The 21,352-nt window shown below is 41.4% G+C and carries 17 protein-coding genes and 4 tRNA genes; 12 read left to right on the forward strand and 9 right to left on the reverse strand.

Annotation, left to right across the window (positions count from 1 at the left end; translation table 11 throughout):
• Nucleotides 1–109: 109 nt before the first annotated feature.
• From nadA to MKL62_RS00635, 5 genes are all read left to right on the forward strand, one after another.
• Complete coding sequence (nadA, locus tag MKL62_RS00615; protein WP_001278262.1) at nt 110–1,174, forward strand: quinolinate synthase NadA; 1,065 nt, start codon at nt 110–112, stop codon at nt 1,172–1,174.
• Between the two features lie 142 nt (nt 1,175–1,316).
• Nucleotides 1,317–1,393 (forward strand) — tRNA-Pro (locus MKL62_RS00620).
• Nucleotides 1,394–1,449: 56 nt separating this feature from the next.
• Nucleotides 1,450–1,526: transfer RNA gene (locus MKL62_RS00625), tRNA-Arg, on the forward strand.
• A 33-nt stretch (nt 1,527–1,559) separates the two neighbouring features.
• A tRNA-His gene (locus tag MKL62_RS00630) sits at nt 1,560–1,635 on the forward strand.
• A 4-nt stretch (nt 1,636–1,639) separates the two neighbouring features.
• Nucleotides 1,640–1,716 (forward strand) — tRNA-Pro (locus MKL62_RS00635).
• A 226-nt stretch (nt 1,717–1,942) separates the two neighbouring features.
• On the opposite strand, the gene add is transcribed toward MKL62_RS00635, so the two are convergent.
• Entirely contained in the window at nt 1,943–2,938 is a 996-nt protein-coding gene (gene add / locus MKL62_RS00640; RefSeq protein ID WP_000629044.1) for an adenosine deaminase, read from the reverse strand.
• Between the two features lie 403 nt (nt 2,939–3,341).
• Between add and MKL62_RS00645 the strand changes: the two genes are divergently transcribed.
• Nucleotides 3,342–4,517: a zinc-binding dehydrogenase gene (locus MKL62_RS00645; protein WP_000843800.1), complete on the forward strand. Its 1,176-nt coding sequence runs from the start codon at nt 3,342–3,344 to the stop codon at nt 4,515–4,517.
• Between the two features lie 88 nt (nt 4,518–4,605).
• Here MKL62_RS00645 and MKL62_RS00650 read toward each other — a convergent pair whose 3' ends face one another.
• Nucleotides 4,606–5,553, reverse strand: coding sequence for a LysR substrate-binding domain-containing protein (locus MKL62_RS00650; protein ID WP_002124034.1), 948 nt, complete (start codon nt 5,551–5,553; stop codon nt 4,606–4,608).
• 245 nt (nt 5,554–5,798) lie between these two features.
• On the opposite strand from MKL62_RS00650, the gene MKL62_RS00655 reads away from it, so the two are divergent.
• From MKL62_RS00655 to MKL62_RS00665, 3 genes are all read left to right on the forward strand, one after another.
• On the forward strand, nt 5,799–7,019 hold the full coding sequence (locus MKL62_RS00655) for an acyl-CoA dehydrogenase (protein ID WP_005129583.1): 1,221 nt from the start codon (nt 5,799–5,801) through the stop codon (nt 7,017–7,019).
• A gap of 225 nt (nt 7,020–7,244) precedes the next feature.
• The gene (locus MKL62_RS00660) at nt 7,245–8,567 is read left to right on the forward strand and encodes an MFS transporter (RefSeq protein WP_005129582.1); all 1,323 of its coding nucleotides are present in this window, start codon (nt 7,245–7,247) and stop codon (nt 8,565–8,567) included.
• Nucleotides 8,568–8,619: 52 nt separating this feature from the next.
• Nucleotides 8,620–9,849 carry a CaiB/BaiF CoA transferase family protein gene (locus MKL62_RS00665; protein WP_005129581.1) on the forward strand — a complete coding sequence of 410 codons (1,230 nt, stop codon included), beginning with the start codon at nt 8,620–8,622 and terminating at the stop codon, nt 9,847–9,849.
• 40 nt (nt 9,850–9,889) lie between these two features.
• Here the strand turns inward: MKL62_RS00665 and MKL62_RS00670 are convergent, their stop codons facing one another.
• A complete protein-coding gene (locus MKL62_RS00670; protein ID WP_005129580.1) occupies nt 9,890–10,441 on the reverse strand; it encodes a TetR/AcrR family transcriptional regulator in 552 nt (183 codons plus the stop codon).
• Between the two features lie 97 nt (nt 10,442–10,538).
• Between MKL62_RS00670 and MKL62_RS00675 the strand changes: the two genes are divergently transcribed.
• The gene (locus MKL62_RS00675) at nt 10,539–11,072 is read left to right on the forward strand and encodes an HPP family protein (protein WP_005129579.1); all 534 of its coding nucleotides are present in this window, start codon (nt 10,539–10,541) and stop codon (nt 11,070–11,072) included.
• Nucleotides 11,073–11,150: 78 nt separating this feature from the next.
• Here MKL62_RS00675 and tcuB read toward each other — a convergent pair whose 3' ends face one another.
• The 6 genes from tcuB to MKL62_RS00705 all read right to left on the reverse strand — a co-directional run bounded on the left by tcuB (nt 11,151) and on the right by MKL62_RS00705 (nt 18,251).
• A complete protein-coding gene (gene tcuB, locus MKL62_RS00680; protein WP_005129577.1) occupies nt 11,151–12,284 on the reverse strand; it encodes a tricarballylate utilization 4Fe-4S protein TcuB in 1,134 nt (377 codons plus the stop codon).
• Complete coding sequence (gene tcuA, locus MKL62_RS00685; protein WP_005129572.1) at nt 12,274–13,680, reverse strand: FAD-dependent tricarballylate dehydrogenase TcuA; 1,407 nt, start codon at nt 13,678–13,680, stop codon at nt 12,274–12,276. Before tcuA ends, tcuB begins: the two co-directional genes overlap by 11 nt.
• A 103-nt stretch (nt 13,681–13,783) precedes the next feature.
• Entirely contained in the window at nt 13,784–14,713 is a 930-nt protein-coding gene (locus tag MKL62_RS00690; RefSeq protein ID WP_005129571.1) for a LysR family transcriptional regulator, read from the reverse strand.
• Between the two features lie 131 nt (nt 14,714–14,844).
• Nucleotides 14,845–15,639, reverse strand: coding sequence for a substrate-binding domain-containing protein (locus tag MKL62_RS00695; RefSeq protein ID WP_000749502.1), 795 nt, complete (start codon nt 15,637–15,639; stop codon nt 14,845–14,847).
• 93 nt (nt 15,640–15,732) lie between these two features.
• The gene (locus MKL62_RS00700) at nt 15,733–17,043 is read right to left on the reverse strand and encodes an MFS transporter (protein ID WP_000383636.1); all 1,311 of its coding nucleotides are present in this window, start codon (nt 17,041–17,043) and stop codon (nt 15,733–15,735) included.
• Nucleotides 17,044–17,321: 278 nt separating this feature from the next.
• Nucleotides 17,322–18,251, reverse strand: a complete 930-nt coding sequence (locus MKL62_RS00705; RefSeq protein WP_005129570.1) for a LysR family transcriptional regulator — start codon at nt 18,249–18,251, stop codon at nt 17,322–17,324.
• Between the two features lie 298 nt (nt 18,252–18,549).
• Here MKL62_RS00705 and MKL62_RS00710 point away from each other — a divergent pair, with 298 nt between their 5' ends.
• Both MKL62_RS00710 and MKL62_RS00715 read left to right on the forward strand, forming a co-directional pair.
• On the forward strand, nt 18,550–19,935 hold the full coding sequence (locus MKL62_RS00710; RefSeq protein WP_005129569.1) for an outer membrane protein transport protein: 1,386 nt from the start codon (nt 18,550–18,552) through the stop codon (nt 19,933–19,935).
• A 33-nt stretch (nt 19,936–19,968) separates the two neighbouring features.
• Nucleotides 19,969–21,336, forward strand: a complete 1,368-nt coding sequence (locus MKL62_RS00715) for an amidohydrolase (protein WP_005129568.1) — start codon at nt 19,969–19,971, stop codon at nt 21,334–21,336.
• Nucleotides 21,337–21,352 lie beyond the last annotated feature (16 nt).

A 21,352-nucleotide genomic window follows, 5' to 3' on the forward strand; every position in this document is an offset into this window, starting at 1 on the left:
TTTATTAGCCCGATCTTTTGATATTAAATGATTGAATTTAGTAAATCGTTTAAGCAGTAACGTTATATGCGAGCAGGTATGCCAGCATGAAGGATAGAGAAGACGTTTTATGAGTGATGCGACTTTAATTGCCAACGATGCAAAAAACATTGTACAAGCGCATTTAGACCGTTTAGGTGAACCAAAAGACAACCGCCTAAGTGAAGAAGCAAAACAACAAAAGTTTGCACAGATCGAAGCAGAGCTCAAAAAACGTGATGCTGTCCTTGTTGCTCACTACTATTGCGATCCAGATGTACAAGAACTTGCCGAAAAAACAGGTGGATGCGTTTCTGACTCTTTAGAAATGGCCCGTTTTGGACGAGATCATGCAGCCTCTACACTGGTTGTGGCTGGCGTTAAGTTTATGGGCGAAACAGCAAAAATTCTGTCTCCTGAAAAAACGATTCTTATGCCGACGCTTGAAGCAACCTGTTCACTTGACTTAGGTTGTCCAGTCGATGAGTTCACGGCATTTTGTGATCAGCACCCTGATCACACCGTAGTTGTTTATGCCAATACATCGGCTGCTGTTAAAGCTCGTGCAGATTGGGTCGTGACTTCAAGCTGCGCAGTTGAAATTGTTGAGCATCTAGACAGCTTGGGTGAAAAAATTATTTGGGCACCAGATCAGCACTTAGGCCGTTATATTCAAAAGAAAACCGGCGCTGATATGCTGCTTTGGGATGGCGCATGTATTGTGCATGAAGAATTCCGTGCACGTGGCATTGCAAACATGAAAGCACTGTACCCAGATGCGGCTGTCTTGGTCCATCCTGAGTCACCAGAGTCGGTGGTAGAAATTGCAGATGCAGTGGGTAGTACCTCTCAATTGATTAAAGCTGCACAGACTTTGCCACACCAACGTCTAATCGTGGCAACGGACCGTGGCATTTTCTACAAAATGCAGCAAGCAGTACCAGATAAGATTCTGGTTGAAGCCCCAACAGCGGGTGAGGGCGCAACTTGTCGTTCATGTGCACATTGTCCGTGGATGGCCATGAATGAACTTGATGGAATTTTAGAGGTTTTACAAAAAGGTGATCAAGAAATACACGTTGACCCAGCACTTGCTGAACGTGCCAAAATGCCTTTAGATCGAATGTTAGCCTTTAGTGCATCATTAAAACGTTAAAAAGCCTCAAAATGCTTGTTAAATATACATTTGATAAGGATTTTTAACTTTTTTTGACAATAGGTGTTGACGTCTGAGGGCGTCGCGCCTAGAATGCACACCGTACCGCACGATGTGCGATACAGCAAAAGCTGAGATAGATCGGAGCATAGCACAGCCTGGTAGTGCACCTGGTTTGGGACCAGGGGGTCGTAGGTTCGAATCCTACTGCTCCGACCACTTAAAAGAATATTTTAAGATCGGCGAAGTATCGCATGATAAGTATCATCGGTTAAGCGCCTGTAGCTCAGTTGGATAGAGCATCCGCCTTCTAAGCGGATGGTCACAGGTTCGAATCCTGTCAGGCGCGCCATTTGGTAGCTTGGTACGTAGAACTTATTTGATGGTGGATGTAGCTCAGTTGGTAGAGCCCTGGATTGTGATTCCAGTTGTCGCGGGTTCGAATCCCGTCATTCACCCCAATTTCGGAGCATAGCACAGCCTGGTAGTGCACCTGGTTTGGGACCAGGGGGTCGTAGGTTCGAATCCTACTGCTCCGACCATATTTAAAAGCGTTTAAGCTTTCTAAAATATCCCATATATTAAAATCATTTCTTCTGATCTTATGGATAGAAGGAATTTTTTTTGTTTTCTATAATAAAATTTTAATTCCAAATTGCTCCAATATCTGAACTTATTTATATAAGCTCTGTTCGCTGTTCGCTGTTCGCTGTTCGCTGTTCGCTGTTCGCTGTTCGCTGTTCGCTGTTCGCTGTTCGCTGTTCGCTGCTATTGATATTTCTGTCTTAACTCATCTTTTTCTTGTTCTGATAAAAATGCGATTTTTAGTCCATTTTCTTGAGCTGTATAAATTTGCTCAGGGCTTAAACCTGCTAGTGGGGCAGCAGTTAAATATTCATGCTGTATCTCAATGCCTTCTACTGCTGGGTCATCCGTATTAATGGTAGCAAGCACACCATGTTCTAAAAAAGTCTTTAATGGATGCTCTGCTAAAGAAGGCACTGTGTTGGTTTGAATATTTGAGGTGAGACAAGATTCAATACCAATCTGGTGTTTAGCCAAATAATCTAGAAGTTTTAAATCTTGAACTGCTTTAACACCATGTCCAATTCGTTCAGCACCTAATTCTTCAATGGCTTGCCAAATACTTTCTGGGCCGGCAGCTTCGCCCGCATGTACGGTAATGTGCCAACCCGCATCACGTGCTTTTTTAAAATGATCAATAAATAAATTGCCCGGAAAACCAAGCTCATCTCCAGCGAGATCCAGCGCTTTAATATCATTTTTATGGGCGAGTAGAGCATTTAACTCTTTTTCACAGGCTTCTTGGCCAAAAGTACGACTCATAATGCCAATTAAATTCGCTTTTACGCCGTACGCCTGACTGCCTTCTTTTACTCCAGCAATAACTGCTTCAACAACGCCTTCAAGTGGGAGTTGATGGGTCATACCCATGTAACCTGGTGAAAAACGTAGTTCTACATAGTCTAGGCCTTGCTGTGCTGCATCCTGCATGTTTTCAAAAGCAATACGTTTGCAGGCATCTAGGCTCGCTAATACCTTTACGCCCCAATCGAGCTTCGATAAAAAACTTAATAAGTCGGGTTGGTTATCCATCACTTGTACGTGTGGTCGTAAAGATTCAATGTCGTAAGCAGGCAAATCTAAATTGTATTGTTGCCCCAACTCTAAAATGGTTTGAATGCGGATGTTGCCATCAAGGTGGCGGTGTATATCTGTAAGCGGGAGCGTTTTTGTAATCATAGATTTCTTCTTATCTGTTTGCATCAATTCATCATGCCTGTTTAGATGCACTGATAAAAGTTTGGTTTTGCTATGTTTTTGTGAAAATGGTTGAGTTGAGTTTTTTGAAATTACTATATTTGTATAAGTTTTAATTTTGATGACATTGTTCTGGCCTAAGAAGACAACACAGTCTGTGTAAGATACAAGCACCAAGATTTTTATTGTTTTTAATTTCGCAGAGCCTGTTTGTCTGTTGACTCTTTAAGAGTGGATTGGCTGAAGAATGGCCATTGGTATTTTGCCTTTTACTTGTAAAGATGAATAAAGGCTTGCTAAAGACCAAACCGATAAAGCGATTAATTTATCTGTAGAAATCTATTTCTGGCAAGTAAATGAAAAAGAAGAAATAGGAAGCACTCAAATGAAGTCGGTACTTTGTCATCAAACAACATTGCAAGTAGTGGACCAACCGAACTTAACACCTGCAAAAGGACAAGTTTTATTGGAAGTGGTGCGATGTGGGATCTGTGGTTCAGATTTACATATGCAGCATCACTGCGACCACATGCATGATTTGGCTGCACGTGTCGGGTTTAATGGTTTAGCGAAGTCTACAGACCCATTTGTACTTGGACATGAGTTTTGCGGCAAGGTTTTAGACTACGGTCCAAAAACACGCCATAAATTTAAAGCGGATACACTCGTTTGCGCAATGCCGCTTTTGAATGTAGATCAGCATGGTTATTTGTCTACAGGGCTTTCCCCAAATGCTTCGGGTGGCTATGCCGAGCAAGTATTGGCTCAATCAAGCTTGATGTTTGAAGTACCCAACGGTCTAGATGCGGATAGTGCTGCCATGACCGAACCTATGGCGGTTGCATTGCATGCTGTTCGCCGTAGCCGTGTAAAAACAAGTGAACCTGCGATTGTGATTGGCTGTGGTCCTGTCGGGCTAGGTGTCATATTAATGCTTAAAGCTGCTGGGGTTAAAACCGTAGTTGCCAGTGACTTTTCTCCAAACCGACGTAAGCTTGCCGAGCAATGTGGTGCGGATATTGTGGTAGACCCTAAAGAGACATCGCCATTTGCCAACTGGAAGGAGTTTGGTTTGCTTGGCAATGTTTCTGATGCCATTAACATGGGCATGGGGTTGTTTGATAAGTTGCAAGCGACACGCTTACCGTGGTGGCATGGATGGCGCATGATTGATAAATTGGGCGCTCTACCAAAACGTCCTGTTATTTTTGAGTGTGTGGGCGTACCGGGCGTTTTGCAGCAAATTATTGAAGGTGCACCTTTGTTTTCTCGAATTGTTGGGGTAGGCGTGTGCATGCAAAGTGACAAAATAGAACCAGCACTTGCAATTAATAAAGAGTTAGAAATTCAGTTTGTGTTGGGCTATACACCGCTTGAGTTTAGAGATGCGCTACACATGATTGCAGAAGGGAAAGTGAACTGTTCACCGCTCATTACGGGTGTTGTTGGCCTAGAAGGAGTTACCAATGCATTTGAGGCATTACGTGATCCTGAACAGCATGCCAAAATTTTGATTGACCCAAAACGTAGTGGTTCAGATATTCAATTGATGAGTCATTAATTCAAAGTAATCTATGCTTAACTAAAAGGTTGTGATCTCATCAATCACAATCTTTTTTTATGCGTATAGATCGCACAAAGTAACTTAGCTAATTTGTATTACTTTTTAGTTGTTCTAGTTCTTGGTAAATCCACTCAACAAATTTTTGAATAGTCGGTGAGATGTCTTGGCTCGAATGGATGAGGTAGTACTTTCGGCTGCCTTTTAATTTTTTATTGGAAACAATCACCAGTTCCTTTTTTTGTAGTTCAGACTCAATCAACATTTGTGGAATTAAAGCCATTCCCATGTCATGACTGGCAGCAACGGCAAGCATCGAAAATAACTCATGGCGCTGTCCATCAAAAGGCTTAGGGTGCTGCATGTGATGAGTTAGAAACCATTCTTGCCAAATGCTAGGCCGAGTGGTTTGTTGCAGTAGGGGAATTTTCAGTAAATCTTCAGGACTTAGATCATAGGTATTTTCATTGATCATCACAGCATTTGGAAAATACTTTTCGATTAGTCTTGGTGAGCACACAGGTACAATTTCTTCATCCATTAAATAATGTGCTTGTATGCCGGGCCAATGGTCAATTTGCTGCTGCGTACCTGCAAAAATAGCAGCATCAAAAATATTGTCATTAAATAAAAAGGGCTTGGTACTGGTTTCTAAATGAACCGTAATTTCCGGGTGTTTTTGATTTAAAAGATGGAGCTTGGGTAATAGCCAACGTGTTGCAAAGGTAGGAACCACACCTAATTTTAGTGTGCCACCTAAACCCTTATGAGAAATCACATCGGCTGTACATTTTTCTAAACCCAATAAATAGGGTTTAATGCTTTTAAAATATTGTTGTCCTGCAATGGTGAGTTCAACACCATGCCGAGTACGTATAAAGAGTTCAACGCCCAAGAAATCTTCTAATTGCTGAATTTGGCGCGAGACTGCACTTTGGGTAATACATAACTCTTGCGCAGCATAGGTATAACTTAGATGTTTTGCTGCACTTTCAAAGCAAATTAGACCCTGAATGGACGGGATACTTCTTCGCATAAACAAATCCTTTTATTTGTCATCATATTTCAAAACAGCATATGACCTAAATGCAGATATCCGAGTTTAGTATAAAAATAAGCCATTTTTAATGAAATACAACCAATTAAATAGTTAAATTTAATGCGACCCATTTTAAATATGCGTAAGTCGCATATCTGCATGAACATTTATCGTTTGATTACTGCATTTTTCACGCATAACATCGAGTTAAATAAAGAAGATCAAATCAAGCAGAGGATGCGATGAATCACATGGTGACAACAAAAAAAGCAAAAGTTCAATTTAACTGGCAAGACCCATTTTTAATTGAGCAACAGCTTACCGAAGATGAGCGCATGATTCGTGATGCAGCTCATGCCTATTGCCAAGAACGCTTGCAGCCCCGTGTACTTGAACAATTCCGTCATGAAACAACAGATCCATCTATTTTCCGTGAAATGGGAGAGCTTGGCTTACTTGGCCCAACCATTCCTGAGCAATATGGCGGCGCGGGTTTGAACTATGTGAGTTATGGTTTGGTTGCGCGTGAAATTGAATATGTCGACTCGGGCTACCGCTCTATGGCGAGCGTGCAAAGCTCATTGGTCATGGTTCCGATTCATGAATTTGGTACTGAAGAGCAAAAGCAGAAGTACTTACCTAAACTGGCTACTGGTGAATACATTGGTTGTTTTGGTTTGACCGAACCTGACCATGGTTCAGATCCGGGCAGTATGATTACACGTGCTAAAAAAGTTGAAGGTGGTTACCGTTTAACTGGCGCAAAAATGTGGATTACCAATAGCCCGATTGCCGATGTATTTGTAGTCTGGGCAAAAGAAGTTTCTGCTGAAGGCAATGTCGGTGATATTCGCGGCTTCATTTTAGAAAAGGGCTGGAAAGGCCTATCTGCACCCGCAATTCATGGCAAGGTCGGTTTACGTGCCTCGATTACGGGTGAAATCGTGATGGATAACGTATTTGTACCTGAAGAAAATGCATTCCCTGAAATTCGAGGTTTAAAAGGCCCATTTACCTGTTTGAACAGTGCGCGTTATGGTATTGCATGGGGCGCAATGGGGGCGGCCGAGTTCTGCTGGCATACTGCACATCAATACACCATGGACCGTAAACAATTTGGTCGCCCGTTAGCTGCAAATCAGTTAATTCAAAAGAAACTGGCAGATATGCAAACTGAAATTGCATTAGGTTTGCAAGTGGCTTTACGTTTTGGCCGTATGAAAGATGAAGGTATTGCATCAGTTGAAGGCACATCCCTAATTAAGCGCAATAACTGTGGAAAGGCGCTTGATATTGCTCGTATGGCACGTGACATGATGGGTGGAAACGGCATTAGTGACGAGTTTGGTGTGGCACGTCATTTGGTCAATCTTGAAGTCGTAAATACCTATGAAGGCACACATGACGTTCATGCCTTGATTTTAGGTCGTGCACAAACAGGCATAGCCGCATTTAGTAACTAACTCATTCATTTTTAAAGGTAGAGGTGTTCTTTCGGGAGCACCTTTAGGGTTTTTTACGCAAAAATTTATGGAAAATGACAAGATTCATCGTAAGGATACTCATGTGAAGATGTGCCTCTGTGTACTTAAAACAAAATGTAAGGTATTGAAAATATATAAGATTAAGTTATGCAGAAAACATAAGTAAGCTACCGATGACTCATTTGGGAAAATGAGGAACTAAAGATGAACAATGACGTTCAAGTAATATCGAAAGAATTAAGAAATACATTTCCAAGTAACCTTGGAACATACGAAAGGATTGGACCTCATACATGGAAATGGGCGTTGTTATTTGCCTATTTTGCGATGGTGGTCGATGGCATTGATATTATGCTGCTATCTTATAGCTTGACCAGTTTAAAGGCAGAGTTTGGTTTAAGTACCTTTCAGGCTGGTGCATTAGGCAGTGCTTCTTTAGCAGGTATGGGTATTGGCGGTATTTTGGGTGGCTGGGCATGTGACAAGTTTGGCCGTGTACGAACCATTGCCAACTCGGTGACTTTCTTTTCTGTAGCGACTTGTTTGTTAGGCTTTACGCAAAGCTTCGAGCAATTTATGGCTCTACGTTTTATAGGTGCTTTAGGAATCGGAGCACTCTATATGGCGTGTAATACCTTAATGGCTGAATATGTGCCAACTACTTACCGTACAACGGTCTTGGGCACATTACAGACTGGTCAGACCGTAGGTTATATTGCTGCAACGTTATTAGCTGGTGCAATTATTCCAGATTATGGCTGGCGTGTTTTGTTCTTCCTGACAGTGGTGCCTGCTTTTGTTAATATTTTCCTGCAACGATTTGTACCAGAGCCAAAATCTTGGCAGCTCACCAAAATTGAAAGCTTACAAGGCAACAGACAGCCTAAAGAAAGAGTGGTGGCTGAAAAGCCAAAAAGTAGCAGTATTTATGAACAAATTTTTAATAACTTTAAGCACCGTAAAATGTTTTTGTTGTGGATGACCACAGCATTTTTCTTACAGTTTGGTTATTACGGCATTAACAACTGGATGCCAAGTTATTTAGAAACAGAAGTGCATATGAACTTTAAAAACTTAACCAGTTATATGGTGGGTTCATATACTGCAATGATTCTAGGCAAAATTTTAGCGGGTTATCTTGCTGACAAATTTAACCGCCGTGCTGTTTTTGTGTTTGGAACAATTGCCAGCGCCGTGTTCTTGCCAATCATTATTTTCTTCAATACCCCTGACAACATTTTGTATTTATTGATCACTTTTGGCTTCTTATATGGCATTCCATACGGTGTGAATGCGACTTATATGGCTGAAAGTTTTTCAACCGACGTGCGCGGAACAGCCATTGGCGGTGCCTATAACATTGGTCGTGTCGGGGCAGCGATTGTACCAGCCACCATTGGATTCCTGGCATCGGGCGGTACGTTTACTATGGCCTTTATTGTCATGGGCGCTGCGTATTTTGTTGCGGGTGTATTGCCAGGCTTATTTATTAAAGATCGTCAATACGATCCGCAAAAACAATCATAAACAATGACAGGAAGGTGCTCTGAGTACCTTCTAAAAAGATAAGGGTATCGTTATGGGTGCATTACAAGGAATTCGGGTTTTAGATTTAAGTCGTGTGCTTGCAGGGCCTTGGTGCGGACAGATCTTGGCAGACCTTGGCGCGGAAGTGATTAAAATTGAACGTCCTCGAGTCGGTGATGACACCCGTATGTGGGGACCACCATGGATGTCCGATCAAGACGGAAACATGACTCGTGAATCTGGCTATTTTCAGTGTACCAACCGCAATAAATATTCGGTTGCGGTAGACATAACCACACCCGAAGGTCAGGCTTTAATTTATGAAATTGCCAAGACTGCCGATGTCGTGATTGAAAATTATAAGACAGGGTCTTTGGCTAAATATGGTTTGGACTACGCGTCATTAAGTGAGTTAAACCCAAATATTGTTTATTGCTCGATTACCGGTTTTGGGCAAGATGGCCCACGTGCAGAAGAGCCCGGCTATGATTTTATTATTCAGGGTATGTCAGGCTTAATGAGCATTACCGGTGAGCCTGATGATGTGGCAGGTGGTGGTGCACAAAAAGTTGGAGTGGCTGTGGTAGATATTCAAACTGGATTGTATTCCACCATTGCCATTCAAGCGGCACTGATTGCACGCTCACACACAGGACGCGGTCAGTATATTGATATGTCACTCCTTGATGTACAGGTCGCGGCATTGGCAAATCAGGGAATGAATTATTTAGCTTCAGGTAAAGCGCCACAACGCATGGGTAATCAACACCCAAGTATTGTGCCGTATCAAACTTTTAAGGCTAAAGATAAAGAATTTATTATTGCTTGTGGCAACGACAAACAGTTTAAAGATTTGTGTATTGCGATTGGTTATCCAGAGTTGATCGAAAATGAAAAGTTTGTGCGCAACCAAGACCGCGTAAAATATCGAAATGAACTGATTCCTTTATTGTCGGAACACTTTTTGCAGAAAACTGCTAAAGAGTGGGTCGAGAGGATTCATGCACTTAAAGTACCCGTAGGTGTTATCAATTCTATTGAAGATGCTTTGGCTGAACCACAAATCGTGCATCGTAATTTGGTGGTCAATATTCCTCATCGTTTAAATGAAAACTTCCAAACCATTGGCTCACCCATCAAACTGTCTGATACTCCAGTTGAATATCATCATGCACCACCAGAACTAGGTGAACATACTGCTCAAATCTTATCGAGATTTAAAACAGCAGAAGAGCTTGCTGCGTTAAAAGAGAAAGGCATTATTGATGGGAAAATTGCTTAATCAAAATCTCATCTATTCAATTGCAGCTCTAGGGCTGCAATTATAAATTTTGGTTAATATTAAATAATTGATTAATCGAATTTTTCATGTTTATCGCAAGTGTTTCATCGAAACCATCGACTAAAAAGCGGCTAATGAGCCCTTCAATCACCGTATAGATCAGCTCAGATAAAGCTTCACCATTCGGCATATTGCAGTTTGCGGCGATGAGTTCTTTAATCCATTGTTTATGGGCTTTTGAAATCGAAATGATGTCTTGATCATTTTGGTTAGATTCTGCGACTGCTCTTACAAATAAACAGCCTTTAAAAAAATCTTGTCTAAACCAGTTGGTGTGCCAATCCAGAATTTTATTGATGGCCTCTAACCCTGTTGCATCTCCAACATAGCTCAAAAGGCTTTGCTTGAATCGCTCATCACGTGCAACGAGCACAGACTTAACCAATTGATTTTTATTTTTATAGTACGTGTACATGGTGGTTTTAGAGCAGCCAGATTCATCGCGAATCAGGTCAACGCCAACCCCGACAAAACTATTTTCATTAAATAACTTCTCGGCTGTATCTAATATTTTTAAGGCAGATTTTGACATGTGTCTTTTCCAAAAAATAAAATAGTACAGATCTGTACTATTTGAAATTTTATCTATATGCTTTTTAAAAAGCAATGTCTGTTTAAGGAATAAAACCATGTTCTCGATCTTTTATGGCAAAGAAAAACTGGCTCCGTCGCCCACTAAAGTTGATGTCTTAAGAAGCCTTGTTGGGGGGACGCTCAGTATTTTTATACTGTTGTGGTTGAGTAAGCTCACACACAATATCTTTATCATGGCCCCGTTTGGTGCAACCTGTGTATTGCTCTATACCGTGTCGCAGTCACCTTTGGCACAGCCCAGAAATATTATATTTGGGCATCTTATCTCGGCTTTTGTGGGTTTGTTTTTTTTAAAATTTGTCGGTGTTTCCATTTTTACAATTGCTTTTTCAGTGGGCTGTGCAATTGCGCTCATGCAGGTTTTTAAATGCGTTCATCCACCTGCTGGGGCCAATCCTTTAGTTATTTTGCTTACCGCAAGCAGCATACATTATGAGTGGAGTTTCTTAATTTTCCCTGTTTTGGTCGGTGCAGTGTCTTTAGTTTTAGTGGCGATGCTCATTAATAATATTAAAGCGAGTACGAAATGGCCGATGTATGGCTTAGGAATTTTAAATAGTAAAAAGTAGGGACGGTATGAAATGTTTTGAGCTTAAAAATAATAAAAGTATTCACTATGCCAAGATAGTGAATACTTTTGAATGAAATTATGACTTCTTAGAAATACGTTCTTCGATGGCAAATTTGAGTAAAGAAGCACTGCGGTAAAAACCATGTGCGAACTTTCCAAATGGCATGGTAATAAAGAATGTCATGACTGTGGCTAAATGGAAAATCAGTAAAAGTGCCATGTAAGGGGTATTGCGAAATGCCATGAGTGCTAACCCTGAAGCGCTAACGATAAGTAGAAGGAAAATAAAGCCTCGATCTACAGGTTTTTGCTCACGGTCACCATGCAACGGATGACGTTTAAGATTTAAATAGAGCAGGCCAGATGGTCCAACAACTAAGCCAATTCCACCCAAAGTGCCTAAAATCACAGGTAAGCTTAGGTAAGGATAAGGTGCGTGTAGGTCAAGAAAATAGTGATATAAAGTCGCTACACCCGTAGCTGCAAAGCAGAGCATAAAGCCATAAAACGTCAGATGATGGAACACTCGGCGGATTTGTGTGTAACGGTCATCTTGCTCATTACAGCCTTTACCATGTCCACCATCTAAATATTTAAGTGTTAATACGTTTTGGGTAGCTTGAACCAGATCGGGTTTCTCAACTTTGCCATGAATGACTTTAGAGGTTTGTCGCCAGAATTTGCTAATTCCAATGCCGAGCAAAACAACCGCAACTGTAAAGGTCGCTCCAAACAGTAGCGCTAAAAAGTTATGCGGGAAAATCGCATAGAAATTACCTTGATAGCCTGCAAACAGGTCGGTACCTTTGTACCACACCACAGCTAACATGCAAAAAAAGAAAATGAGTGTTAATACCGAGACAAAAGGAATACCTACAGACTTATAAAGTCGACCTAAAGGCTGAGGTGTAGCAAATTCTTGGTAAGTTTCTAAACGTACTTGCGCCATCGCTTTAGGAATGTTTACGCCAAACTCATGTGGTGGGGCATATTGGCAAGCGTGTAAACACGCACCACAGTTATGGCACAGGTTTGCGAGGTAATGAATATCGGCTTGGTTAAACTCAAGACGTTTGGTCATGGCCGCAAAAACAGCGCAAAATGACTCACAGTAGCGACAAGCATTACAAATCTGTAGGGCTCTTTGAACTTCTTGCTCATGGTCAGAGAGCTGAACAACTGGAATTAGGGCTTTGCTATTAGCATTCATGTTCAACTCCTTGTGAAAGTGCATAGTGGGCGGCATTTTTTCCGGCAATTCGACCAAACGTCGTTCCGATCGACATGCCGACACCTGCGGTATAACCCTGACCAAGTACGTTACCTGCCATCATTTCACCTGCGACAAACAGGTTGCGGCTAGCTTTATTGTTAAAACGCACAGCAGCATCATCTTCGACTTTTAAACCTAAATAGGTAAAGGTAATGCCGGGTTTAAGGGCATAGGCATAGAAGGGTGGCTGGTCGAGAGGAACGGCCCAATGAGTTTTGTTGGGAACAATATTTTCGGTGGTGCAGTCATCTAAAACAGTATGGTTAAAGGTGCCTTGCACACAGGCTTGATTAAATTCTTCTACGGTATGGCATAAGGTTTTGGCATCTAGCCCGATTTTTTCGGCTAACTCTTGAATGCTATTTGCTTTTACGCCAGCAAATACAGGTGGCATAAAGCGACCAATGGCTTTTGAATCAATAATCGAATAAGCAATTTGCTGGGGTTGTTTAGCAACAAGACGGCCCCAAATCGCATAACGTTTTGGCCAGAAGTCTTCGCCTTCATCGTAAAAACGTTCAGCTTTGTTATTGACCACAATCCCCAAGGAAACGCAGTCAATACGAGTGCAGATGCCGCCATCATATAACGGTGCTCTTGCATCTACAGCGACGCAATGTGATTGTGATGGGTCACCAATAATATCGGCGCCTTGATCTATCATAAATTTGAGTAAATTGCCCTGATTAAAGCGGGTTCCGCGAATAATGAAATTATCGGCAGGCCATTCGCCGTTTTCATTTTGTCCCCATGCTTCTCTTAACCATTCGAGATTTGACTCAAAACCACCTGCGGCCAATACACAGCTTTTTGCTTTAAATACACGTCCATCTTCAGCAATTGCAGCTTCAAAATGTCCTTGGTTTAACTTTAGATCTTTAATTTTTGTGTTGTATAAAATCTCGATGCCAAGCTCTTGAGCACTTCGGTAATACGCATTAATGAGGGCTTTACCGCCACCCATAAAAAAGGCATTGGTACGTGCAACATGCAAAGCACCCGATAGCGGTGGCTGAAAATTCACCCCATGTTTACGCATCCAGTCGCGGCAGGTCGCCGTGCTACGAATGACGAGACGAGCTAAATGTTCATTGGTTTTGCCCGCAGTCACTTTAAGTAGGTCTTGCCAATATTCTTCTTCGGGATAAGCATCGACCAATACGTCTTGAGGAGCATCATGCATGCAGCGAAGGTTACGAGTGTGTTGGGAGTTACCACCACGCCACTCTTTGGGCGCTGCTTCTATTATCAGTACAGAAGCACCACTTTCTTTTGCTGTGAGCGCGGCACATAGTGCGGCATTCCCACCACCAATTACAATCACATCATGCATGGATTTCTCCCTTTCTCAGCTAGGGCTAATGTAGCTTCAAAAGGAAAGATGAAGTGAGAGGCTAGGCTTGAATGGGTGTTTAGTAAAAATAAACACTAATGGCTTAAGTGTTTATGAGTTCCGCACCGGGCCAGTGCTTTTCATTAATCAAGTTTGCTACACAGGCACGAATCACTACTTTCGTGGCTAAGGTGGCAGGTGAGAGCTCTTCTTCAGAGAGACTAATTAAATAATTAATACGTTCAATAGCAGGTTCTACAACGCGTAGCAAACATAAGTCTTGCCTTGAGTTTAATGATGCACCCGCAGGTTGAATGGTTGCCATTTCGAGTTGGCTAATGCTTTCCATTAACAAATGCAGCCCATCAATTTCATAGGCCACTTTAAGCTGGTGAATTTTCTGTTCGAGCAACAAACGCAGTCCATGTCGCTGGCTTGGTAAAATCAGTGGAAGTTCTTTAAGCTGTGAATGAGTAATGGTTTGAGTATCGATACAGCTTTCAAGATGGTACTGACTCAGTACTTCTTTAGGCGAGATTAAAAACATTTGCTCTTTGACTAAAGGCTGTATGGCCCACTGTGGGTCGACATCGTCACTAAAGATGATAGCCACATCGAGCTGCCTTGCATTCACCAAGGCTTTGAGGTCACCCGATAAGCCTTCGATTAAACGGACCTTAATGTCCGGATAACGGTTTCTCATGAGTTTTAAAAAATGCGTGCCTATAACAGCTGCCACACTCGGTGAAAAACCGACGGTGACGTGACCACTTAAACGTGAGGAGTGCGCAGAGTCTACAGCATGGTCTAAGTGCCTAAGCGCCAGTTGAACCTGTTGAAAAAAAGCTAAACCCGCAGGGGTGGGAACCGTACCCAAAGCAGTACGTTGTAAAAGGCGAATAGAAAGCTCGCTTTCTAATTTTGAGATTTGCTGACTTAATGCAGACGTTCCAATATCGAGATTTTTTGCAGCTTTACCCAAGCTTCCTGACTCGATCACTGCAATAAAATACTTTAATTGTTTAAGTTCCACGGCAAATTCTACTTTGACCTTTGTTAATTATTCTACACTGATTTATTACTCTACATTTTGTTCTATTGCTTTGAGTAAACCGTTCAAAGAGTAAAGGCAACATCTTCTCAAAATGCTGCCTTTTAGAGCTTTTATTGTTTAACCTGCTCAAGACCCTGTTCTTCAATAATTTGTGTCGCTTGAGGCGATTTCACAAATTTAATTAACTCTTTTGCGACTTTTGCATGTTCCGAGTTTTTACCAATACCAGCAGCAAATACGGTAACCTTTTGGTAAGGCGCAGGGATTGGACCAACTAACTCAACTTGACCATATTTGCCGGTAAAAGGTTTGATTTCACTAATTTGCTGGAAACCAATATCAAACTGGCCTTCGGCAATACGTTTTGCAACGCGGTCGCCTACCACTTTTTCTGCTTTACTCGAAATTACTTTGTATTCGACAGGTGGGAAGCTTGGGAAAACATCTTTTTCAAGATGCGTACCACTCGCACTTGCTGAATAGCCTATGTGCTTGGCATTTAATAAAACTTTTTCAAATTTTGCCGCAGAGCTAATATCTGGTTTTGGTGCACCTTTAGGCACAGCCATGCCAATGCTTGAATTGACTAAAGCACTTTGTGAATTTGAGTCTACATAACCTTTTTCTGCAAGCTTGTTCAGTTCAGGAGCAGCCAACACAACAATGTCAAAACGTTCACCACGATTGAGTCGATTTGGAATTGCAGTCGGTGATTCACCCATAGACGAACCAGATGAGAGGTGAACCGTGTGACCAGTTTGTTTTTCAAATATTGGAATGAGTTTTTCCATAGATGAATAGAAACCGCCTGAGCTAATTACTTCGAGCGTATCTGCATTGGCAAATGTAGAACCTAAGCCTGCACCAGCTAGGCAAATGGTTATGAAGATAGGGGACTTTTTCATAGTGCCTCACTTGAATTGCAAGAAAGCATAGTACGGAGACTTAAGATCTGCCGTACTGTTTATTAAAATTTCAGGTTAAGGAATGAGTTGTTTTTAAGCGCTAACCTTTGCAGGTTCAGCAATCGCGTCAGGGTCTTTCTGTTTAGAACCACGACATAAATACAAGCTTGAGATGAGACTACATACCGCAGCGAGCATGAGCCAGAACGCTGGTGTGCTTGCATTACCTGTATTTTCGACAAGGAAGGTACAAGCCATTGGAGTCATACCACCAAAAATCGCGGCTGCAAGACTAAATGCTAAAGAGAAGCCAACGGTACGTACACGTTTTGGCATCACTTCGGCAAGCGTTGCGACCATAGTGCCGTTGTACATACCAAAGAAGAACGAGAAGTAAGCAAGGGTAATAAGTAGGTTTGAGAAGCTAATGTCGCTTACCAACCAGCTTAAAACCGGATAGCTGGTAAAGATCGCAAGTGTCGTAATACCCACTAATACTGGACGACGGCCAATTTTGTCGGAAAGTAAACCACCCATTGGTAACCAGAAGAAATTCGATAAACCTACAAACACGGTTGCTAAAAGGCTGTCTGTGACCGACATTTCTAAAGTACGTTTCGCATACACCGTGGTGTAAACCGTAATAAAGTAGAAAGTTGTCGTAGTCATCGCACTCATCATCATGCCGGCAAGTACAATGCGCCAGTTGCTTACAAGTGTGCTGAAAATTTCTTTTGAAGATGGATGAGTTTTTTGCGCTTTAAAGTCTTCAGTTTCCTCTAAAGTACGACGGAACAAGAAGATTAAAGGAATGATTAAACAGCCAATTAAGAACGGAATACGCCAGCCCCATTCACCCACTTGAGCATGAGTTAAAATGGTGTTGAGCCAATAACCAAGTAAGGCCGCAAATACAACCGCAATTTGTTGGCTACCAGACTGCCAGCTAGTAATAAAGCCACGATTTTTATCGGTTGCAATTTCAGCGAGGTAAATTGAAACACCGCCAGATTCAACACCTGCCGAGAAGCCTTGTAATAGACGCCCAATCACCACCAAAATTGGCGCGATAATACCAATGGTTTCATAACCTGGCACAAAGGTAATTAAGATGGTGCCAATTGCCATAAGACTTAAAGTGACAATCAAACCTTTACGGCGACCGACTTTGTCGACATAGGCACCCAAGAAAATAGCGCCGAGAGGACGCATAAGAAAACCCGCAGCAAACACGGTAAATGTCATCATTAAAGAGACATATTCATTATCAGAATGGAAAAACTTTGCTGCGATATAGGTGGCATAGAAACCAAAAAGAAAAAAATCGTACTGTTCTAAAAAGTTGCCACTCGTTACATTTAATATTTTTTTAAAAGTAGCCCTACGGTTATTAACGACATCCATTGGAGACCTCCTTGGCCTAACAAAATGGAAACATTCACGATCTTCAAGGATTGGACGTAAACTGATTCAATCAATAAACCTAAATAGGAAATGGGTTAGAGATGAGATTTAAAGGTGTCCTTCGTAGAAAATGTGATGCCTTGTTTCCAGTTCAAACTACACATCTATGTTTCGATAAACAGAAAACCACTTATCATTCGAAGGAAAATGTAATCTTAAAAAGCAGGAGGGAGTGAGAGGAGAAAATTAATTAGGTATTTAGAAAAATTAATGACCCTTTATAAAATAATTTCAGAACATGGCCAAATCTGGTTTTGAATCAACTCTTTCACACATGCCTTAATGGCTGACTTGGCAGCAAGTGCGGCAGGTGATAATTCTTCTTCGGCAAGGCTCACCAAATAGTTAATTCGTTCAACTTCCGGGTCGACCACCTTAAGCAATTGCAGCTTGTGTTTATACTCTTGTAAGCAAGCACTACCGGGACGAACACTCGCAAGATCAAGATGAATCAGGCTGTCCATAAGCAAATGCAAGCCATCAATTTCATAGACGACATTGAGCTGTCCAATCTTGTGCTCAAGCAGTTTCCTTAAGCTATGGCGTTGACGTGGCAACACTAAAGGAATATCGCCGATTTGATGCGACTGAATAATTCCGCTTTTAATACATTCGCTAAGACCGTATTTTTCGAGCACTTCTTTGCGTGCCATTAAATACATTTGTTCGCGTACCAAAGGCTGAATTGACCACTGTTTATCAATTTCATTGGTAAAAATAATGGCAATATCAAGCTGACGCGAATTAATCGACTGAATCAGGTTCCCCGACAAGGTTTCCACAATCTCTAAACGAATGTCTGGATAACGTTCAGACATTAGTTTCATTAAAGGGATGCCAATTAAAGCGGTAATGGTCGGTGGAAAACCAAGGCTGACATGACCTGAAAGCCGTGCTGAATGTGCAGCATCTATGGCGAAGTTCACTTGACGCAAAATAAGTTGAGAGTGCTTTAAAAAGGCAAGGCCAGCAGGGGTTGGGGTCACACCAAAAGCATTACGCTGTAATAAGCGAATGCTTAACTCTTGCTCGAGCTTACTAATTTGCTGACTAATTGCCGAAGCACCCACATCGAGTTTTTGGGCAGCTTTTCCAATACTGCCTGATTCAACGACCGTCAAAAAATACTTTATTTGCTTGATTTCCATAATAAATGTATTCGCTCATCATCCTTGATTTATAGAGATATGAAGGATTGGGAAATCTATCATGCGTTTTAATATTAACAGCAATATATAAAAAAGTTTCTTAAAAAAATAACTTCTCATTTTAAAAGAACAATCGTTTTTAGGGTGATTGAAAAATAATATCCATGTTGTAGCTACACAAACTATAACTTTTCAATATGGCATCTACGGTCAAATTATTGGCGTTTTGAGCTAAGCATAATCGTTCAAATCTACATAAAGTGAGGAATCAAAATAAAAAAATATCCAGGATGGATCTATGAATTTTGTTGTGAATAAAAAAATATTTATCTTAGGAATAGCATCGATTTGCACAAGCACATTACATGCTGCTGCATTTGATAAAACAGGGCAGTCTGTAGCGGCATTTTTACAACCGGGCAACTATTTTGAAGCAAGTTTAGGAATAACAGATGCCGATTTAAGTGGTGTAGAGTCGGGTACCAATCCTTCACATCATTCAATTTCAGATATCGCCAATACCGATTATCGGCCTACGGCAGCGTTAAAACTACAGTTGGCACCGCAGTATTCATTTGGTCTGTTATATGATCAGCCTTTTGGTGCTGACACGGAATATTCAGGTGTAAATGGCTTCGTTGCAACGCCAAAAGATACCGTTATGTTACCTGGAATTACAACCACAGGGCTTGCCAGCGCTACATTGGGCCATGCTCCTACAGGAAATGCAAAATCAGAATTTGATATACAAAATTTAAGCTTCATTTTGGGTTACCAACCCACAAAAAACTGGAATCTTTATGCGGGGCCAGTCTATCAAACTTTTAAAAGTCAGGTTGAATTAAGGGGTAATGTATTTAGTCTCTATAATGGATATGACTTTCATACTAAAACTGTCAGTGATTTAGGGTGGTTAGCAGGACTTGCTTACCAAATTCCAGAAAAAGCTGTGAAAGTCTCATTAACCTACCGTTCAGCCATTACCCATAAAGTAAACGCGACTGAAAATGCCCCACTCATTGATATGTTAAGCACTCAACAAGGTCGTGATTTAGTTAATCAGCATCTAGATTACATGATTTCTATTGGTCAGATGACTCCACAAAAGAAAGCTTACTTAAATCAGATTATTGCTAATTTGCCAGAACAAGAAGATACAGGTACAACAAAATTTAAATCTCCTGATTCAGTGAATTTGGAGTTCCAGACTGGACTGCGTCAGGGAACGTTACTATTTGGTAGTTTACGCTGGGTAAATTGGAGTGATCTCGCTCTACAGCCTTATCGCTTTGGTGAGATCTCAAAAGTTGTTGGCGTACTATCAACACCAAGCCGCCCGGAAGGTTTTAATTTGGTTCGTTATTATGACGACCAATGGTCTTTAAATTTGGGTTTAGGACAACGTTTTTCGCCAAAATGGTTAGGTTCTGTGTCAGTTGGATGGGACTCAGGAGCAGGCGATAAAGTGTCAACGGGTGGCCCAACTAAGGGATATTACAACTTGGGCGTGGGTGCTCAATATAGCCCGACATCTCAATACTTTATTTCTGGCGGTGTGAAGTATTACTGGTTAGGCGATGCAAAAGCTCAGCTTGGCGCACAGGCGGGTAGTGACTATTATGTAGGTGAGTTTAAGGATAACCACTCAGTCAGCTATGGCTTAAAAATTGGATATAAATTTTAAAATTAAATCAGTCATTTATAAGGTTTTAATTACATGAATAAAATCATTAAAAACGGTATGTTTTTAGGGTTGTCGACTTTGATTTCAGGTTATGGAACTCTTCTCCATGCGGAAGCAAGTCCAACAAATTTACCCGTAGTTTCACAAAAAGCGTTAACCATTATTGATGGGCAAACCGAGTGGTTAAATAAGGTCTATAAAGACATTCATGAACACCCTGAACTTGGGTTTATGGAAAAGCGTACTTCTGCCATTGTTGCCAAAGAGCTTAAGTCACTAGGTTTTGACGTTAAAACGGGAATAGCCAAAACAGGTGTGGTTGGCATTTTAAAAAATGGTGAAGGGCCAACGGTTATGTACCGTGCCGATATGGATGCCAACACTGTTGAAGAGGCAACTGGTCTACCATACGCGAGTAAAGTGCGCGTAAAACTTGATGATGGAACCGAAACGCCTGTAGCCCATATGTGTGGTCATGATGCACATGTGACATGGATGCTCAGCATGGCAAAAACATTAGTCGCTTTAAAAAAGGAATGGAGCGGAACTGTTATTTTAGTCGCGCAGCCTGCTGAAGAGCCAATAACAGGTGCTAAAGCTATGGTGACTGACGGTTTATGGACAAAATACAACTTACCAAAACCTGATTATTTCTTTGCCGTACATACCACACCTGCACCTGTGGGCGTTGTCATCAATGCACCGGGGCCACGTATGGCAGGAACCGATCAGCTTGATGTTTTATTTAAAGGTGTGGGTGGCCATGGCTCATTACCAATGCTCACCAAGAACCCGATTAGTATGGCTGCAAACGCAGTGACTCAATATCAAACCATTATGGGTAATGCAGTTGATCCGCAACAAGCGGCAGTGTTATCGATTGGCTCAATCCAAGCTGGAAACTCGAATAACGTGATTCCTTCTACTGCATTGGTCAAAATGAATTTGCGCTGGTTTGATCCTAAAGTGCGTGAAACCATGCTAAATAATATTAAGTCTATGAGTGAAGGTGCGGCCCAAATGCAGGGCATGGGTAAAGATCAATTACCTACCTTTACGTTTAAAGGTTCGAGCACACCTGTAGTTAACAATAAAGAATTTTCGGCACGTTTAAATGGGCCTTTAAAAGCACTATTGGGCGATAAACATGTTCTAACTGAGTATCCCGCGGTTATGGGATCAGAAGATGTTCATCATTTATTAGGCGACCAAAAAGACATTCCTTTTAACTTTATGTTTATTGGTGTAGCAGACCCAGTTGTGTTTGCAAATGCAGTCAAGCAAGGCAAACCTGTGCCTTATATTCCACATAGTCCAAACTACATTGTTGACTTAAAAGCTTTGCCAGTTGGTGCCAAGGTCACTACAGTTTCGATGTTAGAACTACTCACTAAAAAGTAAGTTACTCATAAAAAAA

The sequence above is a fragment of the Acinetobacter sp. AOR01_HL genome (genome assembly GCF_027855455.1).
In the GTDB taxonomy this organism is placed as follows: domain Bacteria; phylum Pseudomonadota; class Gammaproteobacteria; order Pseudomonadales; family Moraxellaceae; genus Acinetobacter; species Acinetobacter baumannii.

Excerpts from the sequence above, each read along its gene's own strand:
- add (WP_000629044.1), bottom strand. The coding sequence starts at position 2,938 with ATGATTACAAAAACGCTCCCGCTTACAGATATACACCGCCACCTTGAT.
- MKL62_RS00660 (WP_005129582.1), top strand. The coding sequence starts at position 7,245 with ATGAACAATGACGTTCAAGTAATATCGAAAGAATTAAGAAATACATTT.
- MKL62_RS00670 (WP_005129580.1), bottom strand. The coding sequence starts at position 10,441 with ATGTCAAAATCTGCCTTAAAAATATTAGATACAGCCGAGAAGTTATTT.
- MKL62_RS00665 (WP_005129581.1), top strand. The coding sequence starts at position 8,620 with ATGGGTGCATTACAAGGAATTCGGGTTTTAGATTTAAGTCGTGTGCTT.
- MKL62_RS00650 (WP_002124034.1), bottom strand. The coding sequence starts at position 5,553 with ATGCGAAGAAGTATCCCGTCCATTCAGGGTCTAATTTGCTTTGAAAGT.
- MKL62_RS00710 (WP_005129569.1), top strand. The coding sequence starts at position 18,550 with ATGAATTTTGTTGTGAATAAAAAAATATTTATCTTAGGAATAGCATCG.
- MKL62_RS00700 (WP_000383636.1), bottom strand. The coding sequence starts at position 17,043 with ATGGATGTCGTTAATAACCGTAGGGCTACTTTTAAAAAAATATTAAAT.
- MKL62_RS00715 (WP_005129568.1), top strand. The coding sequence starts at position 19,969 with ATGAATAAAATCATTAAAAACGGTATGTTTTTAGGGTTGTCGACTTTG.
- tcuA (WP_005129572.1), bottom strand. The coding sequence starts at position 13,680 with ATGCATGATGTGATTGTAATTGGTGGTGGGAATGCCGCACTATGTGCC.
- MKL62_RS00655 (WP_005129583.1), top strand. The coding sequence starts at position 5,799 with ATGAATCACATGGTGACAACAAAAAAAGCAAAAGTTCAATTTAACTGG.
- MKL62_RS00675 (WP_005129579.1), top strand. The coding sequence starts at position 10,539 with ATGTTCTCGATCTTTTATGGCAAAGAAAAACTGGCTCCGTCGCCCACT.
- MKL62_RS00645 (WP_000843800.1), top strand. The coding sequence starts at position 3,342 with ATGAAGTCGGTACTTTGTCATCAAACAACATTGCAAGTAGTGGACCAA.
- nadA (WP_001278262.1), top strand. The coding sequence starts at position 110 with ATGAGTGATGCGACTTTAATTGCCAACGATGCAAAAAACATTGTACAA.
- MKL62_RS00705 (WP_005129570.1), bottom strand. The coding sequence starts at position 18,251 with ATGGAAATCAAGCAAATAAAGTATTTTTTGACGGTCGTTGAATCAGGC.
- tcuB (WP_005129577.1), bottom strand. The coding sequence starts at position 12,284 with ATGAATGCTAATAGCAAAGCCCTAATTCCAGTTGTTCAGCTCTCTGAC.
- MKL62_RS00695 (WP_000749502.1), bottom strand. The coding sequence starts at position 15,639 with ATGAAAAAGTCCCCTATCTTCATAACCATTTGCCTAGCTGGTGCAGGC.